General features: G+C 58.9%; 12 protein-coding genes. 5 read left to right on the top strand and 7 right to left on the bottom strand.

The window, feature by feature from the left end:
• Positions 1 to 167 precede the first annotated feature (167 nt).
• Entirely contained in the window at positions 168 to 818 is a 651-nt protein-coding gene (locus JJL52_RS11425) for a VOC family protein (RefSeq protein ID WP_202052547.1), read from the top strand.
• Between the two features lie 111 nt (positions 819 to 929).
• On the opposite strand, the gene JJL52_RS11420 is transcribed toward JJL52_RS11425, so the two are convergent.
• A complete protein-coding gene (locus tag JJL52_RS11420; protein WP_202052546.1) occupies positions 930 to 1,724 on the bottom strand; it encodes an alpha/beta hydrolase in 795 nt (264 codons plus the stop codon).
• 342 nt (positions 1,725 to 2,066) lie between these two features.
• Positions 2,067 to 3,647: a transglycosylase SLT domain-containing protein gene (locus JJL52_RS11415; RefSeq protein ID WP_202052545.1), complete on the bottom strand. Its 1,581-nt coding sequence runs from the start codon at positions 3,645 to 3,647 to the stop codon at positions 2,067 to 2,069.
• A 232-nt stretch (positions 3,648 to 3,879) separates the two neighbouring features.
• Between JJL52_RS11415 and JJL52_RS11410 the strand changes: the two genes are divergently transcribed.
• From JJL52_RS11410 to JJL52_RS11400, 3 genes are all read left to right on the top strand, one after another.
• Positions 3,880 to 5,322: an ATP-binding protein gene (locus JJL52_RS11410; RefSeq protein ID WP_202052544.1), complete on the top strand. Its 1,443-nt coding sequence runs from the start codon at positions 3,880 to 3,882 to the stop codon at positions 5,320 to 5,322.
• Complete coding sequence (locus JJL52_RS11405; protein WP_202052543.1) at positions 5,319 to 5,993, top strand: response regulator; 675 nt, start codon at positions 5,319 to 5,321, stop codon at positions 5,991 to 5,993. Before JJL52_RS11410 ends, JJL52_RS11405 begins: the two co-directional genes overlap by 4 nt.
• A gap of 179 nt (positions 5,994 to 6,172) precedes the next feature.
• A complete protein-coding gene (locus JJL52_RS11400) occupies positions 6,173 to 6,502 on the top strand; it encodes a hypothetical protein (RefSeq protein ID WP_202052542.1) in 330 nt (109 codons plus the stop codon).
• A gap of 166 nt (positions 6,503 to 6,668) precedes the next feature.
• Here the strand turns inward: JJL52_RS11400 and JJL52_RS11395 are convergent, their stop codons facing one another.
• Complete coding sequence (locus JJL52_RS11395) at positions 6,669 to 7,199, bottom strand: vitamin K epoxide reductase family protein (RefSeq protein WP_202052541.1); 531 nt, start codon at positions 7,197 to 7,199, stop codon at positions 6,669 to 6,671.
• A gap of 401 nt (positions 7,200 to 7,600) precedes the next feature.
• On the opposite strand from JJL52_RS11395, the gene JJL52_RS11390 reads away from it, so the two are divergent.
• Positions 7,601 to 8,035, top strand: coding sequence for a GlcG/HbpS family heme-binding protein (locus JJL52_RS11390; protein ID WP_202052540.1), 435 nt, complete (start codon positions 7,601 to 7,603; stop codon positions 8,033 to 8,035).
• 107 nt (positions 8,036 to 8,142) lie between these two features.
• On the opposite strand, the gene JJL52_RS11385 is transcribed toward JJL52_RS11390, so the two are convergent.
• Genes JJL52_RS11385 through ctaD form a run of 4 tightly spaced genes read right to left on the bottom strand, consistent with a single transcriptional unit; the run spans position 8,143 to position 12,058 of the window.
• Positions 8,143 to 9,066, bottom strand: a complete 924-nt coding sequence (locus JJL52_RS11385; RefSeq protein ID WP_202052539.1) for a cytochrome c oxidase assembly protein — start codon at positions 9,064 to 9,066, stop codon at positions 8,143 to 8,145.
• The gene (locus JJL52_RS11380; RefSeq protein ID WP_202052538.1) at positions 9,057 to 9,494 is read right to left on the bottom strand and encodes a hypothetical protein; all 438 of its coding nucleotides are present in this window, start codon (positions 9,492 to 9,494) and stop codon (positions 9,057 to 9,059) included. Before JJL52_RS11380 ends, JJL52_RS11385 begins: the two co-directional genes overlap by 10 nt.
• Positions 9,495 to 9,498: 4 nt before the next feature.
• A complete protein-coding gene (locus JJL52_RS11375; RefSeq protein WP_202052537.1) occupies positions 9,499 to 10,098 on the bottom strand; it encodes a cytochrome c oxidase subunit 3 in 600 nt (199 codons plus the stop codon).
• The gene (gene ctaD / locus JJL52_RS11370) at positions 10,091 to 12,058 is read right to left on the bottom strand and encodes a cytochrome c oxidase subunit I (protein WP_336885065.1); all 1,968 of its coding nucleotides are present in this window, start codon (positions 12,056 to 12,058) and stop codon (positions 10,091 to 10,093) included. Before ctaD ends, JJL52_RS11375 begins: the two co-directional genes overlap by 8 nt.
• Between the last annotated feature and the right edge of the window lie 10 nt (positions 12,059 to 12,068).

Genomic DNA, 12,068 nt, shown 5'->3' with positions numbered 1-12,068 from the left:
GGCAGGTCTACCCCTCATACCAGGAAGTTAATATCGGCCAGATCCTAATTTCATTTTTTAACTCTAACTTTCGAGTTTGCTGCTGATTTTTTACTCTTCTTCCCTCCGAGTGATATTGTTATGCCTATTAGGTTCTCCTTATATCCATTACCGTAAAGAACACTTACATGCTTCGATCATACCTCGATCACATTGCTGTAACGGCTCCTTCCCTGGAAGCGGGCACGGACTACGTTTGCCGCATGCTCGGAGTGAGCCTGCAAGCCGGCGGCAGTCATCCCCGCATGGGAACCCATAATCGTTTGTTGAAACTGGGCGATGCCTGTTATCTCGAAGTGATCGCGATCGATCCGGCCGCCCCCCCACCCGACCGGCCGCGCTGGTTCCGGCTCGACCAGCCCGATCCCTCCTGTCCCGTTCGCCTGGGGGCGTGGATCGCCCGCACGGACGACATCGAAGCCGCAGCAAAGGCTTCGCCGGTCGCTTTGGGCGGGATCGAGCCGATGAGCCGCGGCCAGTTGAACTGGCAGATTACGATTCCTCCCGACGGCGATTTGCCGCTGCAGGGGATGGCGCCTGCGCTGATCCAATGGCCGGCCGGCATGCACCCGGCTGACGCGCTGCCGGACAGCGGTTGCGCACTGGTGTGCCTTGAGGGATTTCATCCTGAAGCCGATCAGGTTCTCCGCCTGCTGGATGCGATCGGCTTCGAGGGCGATTTTCGGGTTTTCAACCTGCCGCCGGATCAAAAGCCTTACCTCGTCGCCCATATTCAAACGCCGTCCGGAGTACGGCGGTTGGGAATGCCGTTAAATTAAGAGTTCATCCCGACGGGAAGTGCCGGAATGAAGATTTTTTAACCTTAACGGAAATCCCCTCAATCGGGGGCAGCATCGACCTGTTGTAAACTTGCAGCAGCCAAACCCGCCCTAGAGGGTTTCGAATCTGGCAGGCGTTTGCGTTTGTGTCCGGGCCATATAGCGATAAACGTCCTCGCTCCGTTTATAGCCGCCGTGGAAGGTAACCACGCGCTTGCAGTTCGCGACGAATACATTGCTCAGCAAGGTTTCGACCTGCCTGATGTCTTCCGGCCCGAACAGCCCCAAAGCGGTATCCCGTTCAGCCGTAGCGTAGGCGGCCGATAAAACGCCGTCGCGCGCCGAATGCATCACGAAGAGATTGCCGACCGCATTCAACGAGGCGTTAAATTCCTGATCGATTTCAAGACTTTCATTATCGACGGCCGCCGCCATACAGTAATAATGCCGGATAAGCGCGGTGGAGGCTTCTTTCAAAGCCTTTAACGCCACCCGGGCCCCGAGGCTGTGCGAAACCAAATCGATCTCGGTATTCTGACTCAGCCGTTCCAATAATATCCGGAAACGCCGCCCTACCGCATTCGCCCTCGCTTTGGCATCACGCCATTCGAATTTCCGGTCGCCGCCCGGCCAACTGTAGCCGATCACTTCGTCGTATTGCCCGGGCAAGGTCAGGCGGATGTTTTCTTCGATGATTTCATACGCATCGCGAACTTCTTCATGCTCGTTATTGTAGCCATGAACCAGCAGGCAGATTTTTTTGCCGATCAGTTCCATCGCCAGATCGTCGAGCTCGATGCTTCTTACGATCGAATTATCCCTCATATCGATTTCTTTGATCAGATGACCTTCCGGGAGCAGTCTGTCTGGATTGATGAAGTCATCGCGCGAACTGATAATAATCATGTGAGTGCTCCTCTTATGATTGTTGGGGGAAAAAACCAAACCGAGTGCAGATCGGAAACGCCCGTAAAATCGCCGTAACCCGTGCCTAGCTAATTCGCCGGCTGTGAAATCGCTGCTTTTTACCCTTCAGGCATGCCGCTTCCCGGCGAATCCCAACCTAACGAGCATTCTACGTTATTCCGCCTCGCACGCAACCCAAACCGTATCGAAACCTCTCCCGGCACATCGAGAGTGAGCAGACAGGAGCCCAGCACAGGCTGCGAGAAGGACTTTGCCGGAAACTAGCGCTGCGGATGCCTTTAAATGCCGTCTTGGCGAAGCCGACGACCGGCGCGCATCGTCTCAGTCTTCCGCAAGTACGGCTGTGCGGGACAAACGCGGCGCCGGCATAAACCGGAACAAATCTGCCAGACGCCTGCGAAGCCGGACCGCGTTATCCGGCGGCACCAGAAAAACGTAATCATGCTGGCGGGGCAGGACGGTACCGAGATAACCGGGGTTAAGCCTGCGGAATTGCTCGGGCGGCATATCGGCCAGACCCGCGATCGCAGCGATTTTCTTTTCAGCCAGATAATTCACTTCAAACGCACGTTCGATTTTGACCTTAACGAAATACGGCTCGTTCTTGACGGACGGCAGCTGGACGTCAAAGTGGGCCGGGCGGGCGAAGATCGCCGATAGAGCCAGCAGCCGGGGAATGTATTCCTTCGTTTCCCGAGGCAAGTTCAGCGACCAGAAATCGACCGGCAAACCCTCTGCCCGGTTACGGTTGAGCGCATTGTCTACCGCGGCCTGCCCCGCATTATAGGCCGCCAGCGCCAGCAGCCAGTCGCCGTTGAAATGGCGATACAAACTGCTCAGGAAACGTATCGCCGCCTGGGTGGATTTTTGAATATCGAGCCGTTCGTCGTAATCGCGGCTTTGCGCCAAATCATAGTCGATGCCGGTGCCGGGAATGAATTGCCAGAGCCCTTTCGCGTTTTTGGGGGATTCGGCGGTCGGCCGGTAGGCGCTTTCGACGATCGGAAGCAGCGCCAGCTCCAGCGGCAGCTGGTAACGGCTGAGTTCTTCGACGATATGGTACAGGTAGGGGCGCGCGCGTTCGCCCACGCGGTAGAGGAAATCGGGATTTCGAGCATAAGCGGCGATGAATTTATCGATATGTGGATCAATCGCGGCCTGTTCGCTTGGATGCCCTGCCGGAAGCGACTGTTTTTCGGGCCGGTTTGCATTGCGCACCGGCTGCCGGCTGCCCGGTCCGGGCGCAGCCGATCGGGATTCTGCGCAACGCGAAGCCGTCTTTACTGTCCCCTCTGTGCTCAGGCGTCCGGATAAAGGCGCCGAAGCTTTAAAGCCATTAAACCTGTCGGTTGAGCCAACGCCGGGTTTCAGACGAAAATCGGGATGCGGCTCCCCGATTCGGGTTTGCTCCTTCCATGTCGGCAAAGCCGTCTCGCTGTCCGCAACAAGCGCCTCGCCATGCGGCCTCTTCGCCGCGAACGGCATACAACCCGTCTCGTTGTCCCGCAAGCTTTTCGCACCCAGCAGTTTTATGCCCAGCGCCGTGTAGCGAGGCGGGGCAAATCTCGGCCGGCTTAATTCCGAATCATCGGAAACAAACTCCGTTTGCGGCGAAACATTGAAAAAGGATCTCGAATAACGGCCGCCTTTATCCCGATGCTTGCGCGTTTCCGGAGTAACCGTCGAAGAACCGGAACGGACCGGCGCCTGATCGGCAGCGGCCGGGCGAAGAATGCCCATTCCGGAACGGATACGGGCCCAGACGTCGTCCGGGCTGGCGGCCGTCATTTTTGCGGAAGGCAACTTGTTTTTGGCAATATCGAAAGCGGCGGCGGCTTCGGGAACAGGACCGGCTAAAGTAACGCCGATGACCAGAATCAACATTTCCATAAAATAACGCATAATCGTTCCCTCGCCTGCCATGCTCCGGCGCAAACCGGCCGAAGCGATCCCGAAAAATATTTTTCCTGCGGTTTGTCGCTCCAATGAGATAGAGCTACAGAAATTTCGACCGCTGCCGCAGAAAAAAATTCGTTATCGTCGCGATTGACGGATGATCCGGGGAAGTATTTCCACGAATTGGCGCAATCCCGGTAAAATCCGGCTTACCGAAAATTTTCCGTTTTGCCGACCGATGCCCAAATCGATCCGTTTCAAGCTGTTTTTGACTCTGCTGCTGACGACGCTGCTGGTAGTCGCCGGCATGTACGCCTTCATGCGCTGGTCGCTGGACCGCGGCTTTGCCGAGTTTCTCGAAAAAAGGCAGCAGGAACACCTCTCCACCCTGCTCGAAAATCTCGAAAATTATTACACGGCCGATCCCGGTTGGGAGCGGCTAACCGGCAACAAACGCCAATGGCTTAACTTGCTGGCGGAAAGCCGAGAACATCGGCGTCATTTTCCGCTGGAGTGGCTGCAGCAAGCCATACGGGAACCGGCGGACGTTTGGCCGCCCGAGTTGCACGGCCCGGCAGCCGAACGCCGGTTTCTGCCGCTGGAATTGCGGGTGATGCTGCTGCGCGCGGATAAAACGGTTATTTTCGGCCGCCGCGACCGGTTGAAGCAATTGACCTTGCACCCGATCCTGCACCAACAGCAGGTCGTCGGCTACCTGGGCGTGTTGCCCGGCAAACCGCTCAATCAGCCGATCGAGCTGCAGTTTATCGAACGGCAAGGCCGGTCTTTCGTATGGATTGCGCTGGGGATGGTGTTGCTGTCCGCGGTGCTCGCCTCGGTTCTGGCATACGCGCTCGGCCGGCCGTTAAAACGCATCGCCGGCGCGGCCAAAACGCTGGCGGCCGGCAATTACGACATCCGCCTGCCGGTCGAATCGGCCGACGAACTGGGGCAGTTGGCACGCGATTTCAACGAAATGGCGGCCGCGCTGGGACAGGCCGAACAGGCGCGGCGGCGTTGGATCGCGGACATTTCGCACGAACTGCGGACGCCGATCGCCGTGCTGCGCGGCGAGCTGGAAGCCTTGCAGGACGGCATTCGCCCTTTGACGCGCGAGGCGGTCGATGCATTGTACGGCGATATGATGCGCCTGAACCGCCTGACCGACGATCTGTATCAACTCTCGCTGTCCGACCAGGGTGCCTTGAGCTACCGCAAATCCGCGGTCGATCCGGTTACGATCCTGCGGGCGGATATGGACGTCCTGGCCCCGGAATTTGCCGCCAAAGGGATCGCGGTAAAGCTGGCCGACCGGCGCGAATCCCCTTTCAGCCTCCATGCCGACCCGGACCGTCTGTCGCAGCTTTTCCGCAACCTTTTAACCAACAGCCTGAATTATACCGACACCGGGGGATGGCTCGACGTTACCGCCGCGCGGGAAGCCGACGCGCTCGTCGTCGAATTTGCCGACAGCGCGCCGGGCGTGCCGGAGGCGGCGATGCCGCGCCTGTTCGACCGCTTTTACCGGGTCGACAGCTCGCGCAGCCGCCATCACGGCGGCGCCGGCCTCGGGCTGGCGATCTGCAGTAATATCGTGAAGGCGCACCGCGGCGAGATCAGCGCCAGCGCTTCCGCGGCGGGCGGGCTTCGGATTCGGATCGAACTGCCGGTGAACGTATGAAACGGATACTGATCGTCGAAGACGAACCTCGGCTCGCACAGTTGGAGGCCGATTATCTGCAGGCGGCGGGCTTTGCCGGCACGATTCTGGCCGACGGCCTCACGGTCGTGCCCTGGCTCAGGCAGCATAACGCCGACCTGGTGCTGCTGGATCTGATGCTGCCCGGCCGGGACGGCCTGGAACTGTGCCGCGAGATAAGGAGCTTCAGCCCGGTGCCGATCATCATGGTCACCGCACGCATCGAAGAAATCGACCGCCTGCTGGGGCTGGAGCTCGGCGCCGACGACTATATCTGCAAACCCTTCAGCCCGCGCGAAATGGTCGCGCGCGTGAAGGCGGTCCTGCGCCGCCTGCAGCCGCCCGCCCATGCGTCGGACACGTATTCGCTGGCTCTCGATCCCGGCCAATTCCGGGTGCGCGCCGGCAGCCGGGAAACCGAATTGACCGCGGTCGAATTCGAACTGCTGCAGGCATTGTACCGGCAGCCGGGACGCATTTTCTCCAGACAGCAGTTGATGGATCTGATTTATCCCGACCAGCGCATCGTCTCCGACCGGACGATCGACAGCCACATCAAAAAGCTGCGCAAAAAACTGGCCGAACTGCTGCCCGAAAAGGAAGTGATCCACTCGGTTTACGGCGCCGGCTACCGTTACGAAAACCCCGACTAGCGCATCTTCAGGGGCGGCGCCGTTTCATATCCCCCTTCCGCTCGAAATATCGCGCTGAAACTTCCACATTGTTTCCACAATTGCTGCAAATTGTTTGCATGGTCGCCAATTATCTTATTCCTCAAGAACGGCGAAACCTCCCGTTCGAATCCCCAAATTAATCTGAATGAGATAAGACCATGAACAAAACTTTACTGACACTCGCATTCGTAACGATCTTCCCGTTGACCGCTGCCGCGTTTCCCGGCGACCAAGCCTCGGGTTCGGAAGAGCATCAGAAACATCGGATCGAACGCCTTACCCAAGAACTGCAACTGACGGACCAACAAAAAAACGAGGTGGAAGCGATCTTCAAGGAGCAGCACGACAAATTCAAGGCGCTGCACGACGAAACCCACAGCAAGCTGGGCACCGTATTGACTCCTGAACAAATGACCAAACTCGACGAGCTCAAAAAGCAGCGACGGGAACACTGGAAGCACAGAAAAGGCATGAAAAATCCCGAATAAAACGGCACGATAACAGAGCGCCGCCCTGCTTCCACAACGGATAAGGGGCGGCGCGGTGCCGTTTTTACCTCCGACGACGTATTGCAGATGCCCGAGCCCCAGGCAGGACGCACGAAAATCACTATCAGGAAATAAACGGCAGCTCCTCGCTTATCCCCTGCTTCCGCTACAAGCGCCGCAACCGAACCGCCGCTTTACCCGCTTCCCACAGCGTAAAACCGAAGCTTGCAATATGTGCCAAAGCATCGACAATGCAGTAAGGACACCAACCGCGCTCCCGTACCGGCATTTGATAGAACAGATACTTGGCCGATACGGCGGCGGCCGGCGCGGCAGCGGCGCTGGCAAGGAGAGGCGCCCACGGCTGGGTATGCGCACGCCCTGCATGCCCGAAAGCCGCCAACGCAATATTAAACGCATGACTGATGATGCTTAACGGAGCGTCGGGCATACCCCAACCGTACGCCGTATCGGAAGCATTGACTTTATCGGAATCGAAACCTTCGAGAGGAAGGTCGGGCAGGTGCTTCACCGTACCGGACTGGTAAAGCGTAACGGCGGCCATACCTGCGATACCCACGAGGGAAATACCGATAATCGCACGGCGCAACAGGATTTCAGGTTTATTGGTTGCGCGCAAATCGCGGCGCAATTGATTCGGGGCGGCCATGGACAAAGCCTGCTTGAGTGATTCCATTGCATTTCCTCCCTTCAGTTGAAACGGCAAAAGACAGCGATCCCGAGCGATCGAAGATCGCGCCGAACTGAATTTTTTGAGAAAAAGCGGTTTGCCGGAGTTCAAATATTTCCGCTTAAGTTCGCTAGCGAACATATCTTGCCGCGCCGATCGGTAGAATAAAAAGAGAATAACAACAACCAGGAGACAAGGAATGACTTCCCCGGAAAATAGCCAGCCCAATCCAAATTTATCCGTGAAATGCGCCCATGCCGGCTGCCGCTGTTCGGTCCCGCCCGGCCAGGAATATTGCAGCGGCTATTGCGAAAATATGATCGGCGCCGATACCTGCAACTGCGGACACACCGAATGCAAAGGCTCTGAAAGGGGCGGCCAATAGACGGAACCGGAGGGGAAATCCAATGCATGTGACTTACGAGCAAGCGGAACGCATCATCGACGCTGCGATCACCAAAGCCCAGGAAACCGAAACCCCCAGCTGCGTCGCGATAGTCGATTCGGGCGGGAATCTAAAAGCCTTCCGCCGAATGGACGACGCCTGGGTCGGCAGTATCGACGTCGCCATCAAAAAAGCGAAAACCGCCTGCCTGTTCGGCATGCCGTCCGGCGAACTGGGCAAACTTTCGCAACCGAACGGCCAGCTTTACAGCATCGAACATTCGAATGAAGGACTGATCACCTTTCCGGGCGGCCTGCCCATCGTCGATGAACAAGGCGTGCTGATCGGTGCGGTAGGCGTCAGCGGCGGCACCGTAGACAACGATCACGCAGTCGCGCAGGTCGGCGTCCAGGTCGTCGGCGTCGTCGACCTGCCCAAACATCCGTGGCGAACTTAGCCTTTATTTCGGTTAGACCGGGCGAAGCAAGGCCGGTAGGGCGGCGGGAATTTTTTTAGCCCGGAAGCCGGCGGAGCTGCTTCGGAAAAGCGTTGAACCGACTCATTTCATCCGGATCGCCGCCGGATCGACAGCAGATCGGCAAACACGGCGACCAGCGCCGCCAACGGCACCAAACCGGCCGGCACCCACATGATCAGCCCGGCAAGCTGCTGATCCTGTAACGGCGAAAGCCCGGATAAGAACGCCGGCTCCGGCCGCGAAAGCGGTAGCTGCACGGCATAAAACGGACGGCCGGCAAATACCAGCACAGCTCCCAGCAGCGTGCTTTCCAGTGCAAATACAATCAACAGCGCTATGGCGACCCCGTGGCCGCCTTTGGCGTAACCGAAGGGCCGTAAAGCCAGCGACCAGAACGCAAGGGATGTCATAAAAAAACAGGCATGTTCGAAGATATGCACGGACGGTTGCCGCAGTGCCCAGGCATAAGGTCCCGGGAAATGCCAGAACCCCATCGCCGCGCTCCCCAGCACGCCTACGCTGACGGGCCTTCCCAAAAGCCGTATCGCCAACCGCAATCCCCGCGCCTTGCGCCAGCCGTGTCCGACGAAGCGGCGCCAGGCCAGGGGCAAAGCCCACAGCAGGACTACTTCGGTCCGCCCCAGTACCAGCAGCGGCGGCGCGCCGAGCATCAGCAGCAGATGTTGGGTCATGTGCGCCGAAAACAGAACATCGGCAAGCCGGTCCAGCCTTGACATCAGCGCCGCGGCCAGCACGGCCACACCCAGCGCGAAGGCGGCGCAGCGGCCCGGTCCGGCGATCCGAATGAGAAGGCCATTCCGCCCCAGGCGTCGAATGCCGGCGGCATAGGCCGCCACTGTAAACCCCACCGGCAAAACTATCCAGAACTCAAAGCTCCAGCCAGGCTCCGCCGCTTTCCCGCTGGCATGGGCCAAAGCCTGCGGCATCGACAGCGCCAGGCCCGGCACGGTCAGCAGCCGGCTCGTGAAATGCAGGCGCGTTATCGGCACAGCGGCACCAAAAACAGCATCAGCGCACTGAAGATCAACGCAATCAGAAATCCGCCGCTGGTCAGCAGACCGAACATGGCGAGAAAACGGGTACGGCCTTCGCCGATTTCGAGCAGGTCATGCGCGGACCCTGCCCTTTCGTGGCGCACTTTACGCCAGTTATTGATCGCGACGCCGGCCGCGATCAACGCCAGCAGGAAGGCGACCAGATTGATCGGCAACAGATATTGCCATACCGTATCGGTATGCTGCGGAGCGATGGAGGTAGTGTCAGTCTTGCACAGGGAAGCGGTCAACGCGGAAGACACCATTTCCAGGGCCATCCAGATCAACGGCGCCCCCAGGATTCCGATCCATAGCGAGGTCAGGCCGACCTCTTCGCGGTGTGGCGAAGGATGGAAGGGATCTTTCCGAGCGTCGTGAGCCATAGCGTTACAGAAGATAAGGATAAAGATAAAAACTGCCGAAGATGGTGAGCCATACCGCATCGACGAAATGCCAGTAAAGGGCGCCGATGGTAATGGGCGCATTCCTTTCCGCATTGAAATGTCCGAGCGCGGTCCAGACGAATAAGGCGGCCAACATCAGCGCGCCGCCCAGCACATGCAGCATGTGGAAACCGGTGACCGTGAAATAGAGCGATCCATAGGCGTGTTCGGTGATCGAGAAAGTCTTGTTGCGCCATTCCTCTCCCTGGACGGCCATAAAAATGACGCCCAAAGCCAGCGCCAGACCGAGCGCCGCGAGCTGCCGCATCATCCGCCCCCGGCGCATCCCGCGTTCTCCCCACCAGAGGATCAGACTGCTGCCGATCAGGATAAAGGTATTGGGCAACGCCAGACGCAATGACGGCGGCGTCGCCGGCAGCCCGATGTTTTGGGATTGCGAAAGCAGATAGAAATAGCTGAACAACAAATAGGCGAACAACGCGGCTTCGGTGGCGATCAGCATCCACATACCCCACCATCCCAAAGCGCGGTGACCGACGGCGCCTACCGGCAGGTTTCTACGAAAAGAAATCGTGTCAATCATAACGGACATCCATCGTTCGATATTTGAGGGTTTTCGCCGGCGCAGCAGGCGGCCACAGCCAGACCAGCAGGCAGCCTACCACGCCTACGCTAACCCATCCGCACAACGCCCAGTTCCGGAGCAACGCACCGTAGCCCAGCGCCGTCAACAGCAGGGCCATGACCAGCGGCGTCCAGGAATCGGTGGGCATTCGGAGAATGACGTCGGGCTCGCCGTCCAGCGCCGTCACGCCGAACGTTTCGCGCGCCTCGGCCAGCGGCGCACCCTGGTCCAGAATGGAGCGGCCGGAACCTTCCTCGGGCAGATGCGTCTCCCACAGCGGATGGCGGCTGGCCACCGTGGGGATCACCGCAAAATTGTAAGGCGGGGGCGGCGAGGAAACGGCCCATTCCAGCGTCGAAGCGTACCAGGGATTGGGGCCGGCGATTTCCCCCCGGCGCAAACTCAAAGCCACGTTGAACACGAACAACAGCACCCCGGCCGCGAACAGGAAAGCGCCTAACGTCGTAATGAAATTCAGCGTATCCCAGCCGTAGCCGGCCGGATAGGTATAAACCCGCCGCGGCATGCCCAGGAGTCCGCTGATGTGCATCGGGAAGAAGGCCAGATTGAAGCCGATGAACAGGGTCCAGAAGTTCCAGCGCCCCAGGCGCTCGTCCAGGAGCCTACCGGTCATTTTGGGAAACCAGAAATAGACGCCGCCGATCACCGGAAACACGTTGATGCCGAGCAGCACGTAGTGCAAATGCGCCACGATGAAATAGGTGTCGGTCAACTGCCAGTCCAGCGGCACCGCGGCGGTCATGAAGCCGGACACCCCGCCGATCACGAACAGCAGCACGAACGAGGCGAAAAACAGAAACGGCACCTTGAACACCGGCCTGCCCAGCCAGATCGTCGCGATCCAGGCAAACACCGCGACCGCGCTCGGAATCACGATGATGAAACTGGCGGCGCTGAAAAACGACATGGACAAGGCCGGCAGGCCGGTCGCGAACATATGGTGCACCCATACGCCGAAACCGATGAACATGGTGGCGACGGTCGATAAGGCGACCGGCGTATAACCCACCAAGGGCCGCCGGCAGAAAGTCGGCAAGCCGTCCGAAACGATGCCCATCGCCGGCAGCACGATCGCATAGACCCACGGATGGCCGAACATCCAGAACAGGTGCTGCCACAGCAGCGGATCGCCGCCGCCTCCTTCATCGAAAAAACGGGTACCGATGCGCCGGTCCATCCACAGCATAAAAAAGGCCAGACTCACCGCGGGCACCGCCAGTAAATTGCCGAGGGAAGCGGTCAATGTGCCCCAGATCAGAATGGGCAGGCGGTTCAGCGACATGCCGGGCGCGCGGGTACGGAACACGGTCACGATGAAATTGATCGATCCCGCCGTCGTGGAAATCCCGAACAGGATCATGCCCAAGGCGTAGAAATCGATGCCCTGCCCCGGATTGTAGTTCAACGCCGTGTACGGCACGTAATTGAACCAGCCGCTGTCGGGCCCGCCGCCGGCCAGAAAGCTCGTATAAATGAAGATACCCGAGAAGAGATAGATCCAGTAGGAAAAGGCGTTCAGGCGCGGAAAGGCCATGTCGCGCGACCCCAGCAGCAGCGGCCACAGGTAATTGGAAAACCCGGACAGCACCGGCAGCGCGTACAGGAAAATCATCGTGATCCCGTGCATCGAAAACATCTGGTTATATTGCGCCGGCGACAGCAGATGCTGATCGGCGTGCGCGAGCTGCAAGCGCATCATCAGCGCCTCGAGTCCGCCCAGCACCAGGAACAGAAACGCCGTCACCAGATAGCGGATACCGATGATCTTGTGGTCCACGGTCGCGAGCTGGCCGCGCAGTCCCGGCGGCGTTTCCCAGAGCTGCCGCAGCCTTGCGGCGTTCGCCGGATCGTCCGCCGGGGAGAGCGCCGGCGTTCGGTTATCATAAGTGTCCTTCACGATCAGTCTC

Source organism: Candidatus Methylomicrobium oryzae, from assembly GCF_016745425.1.
GTDB classification, from domain to species: Bacteria; Pseudomonadota; Gammaproteobacteria; order Methylococcales; family Methylomonadaceae; genus Methylomicrobium; species Methylomicrobium oryzae.
Note: the sequence above shows the minus strand (reverse complement) of the source record. Positions and strands in the feature narration are given on the sequence as shown.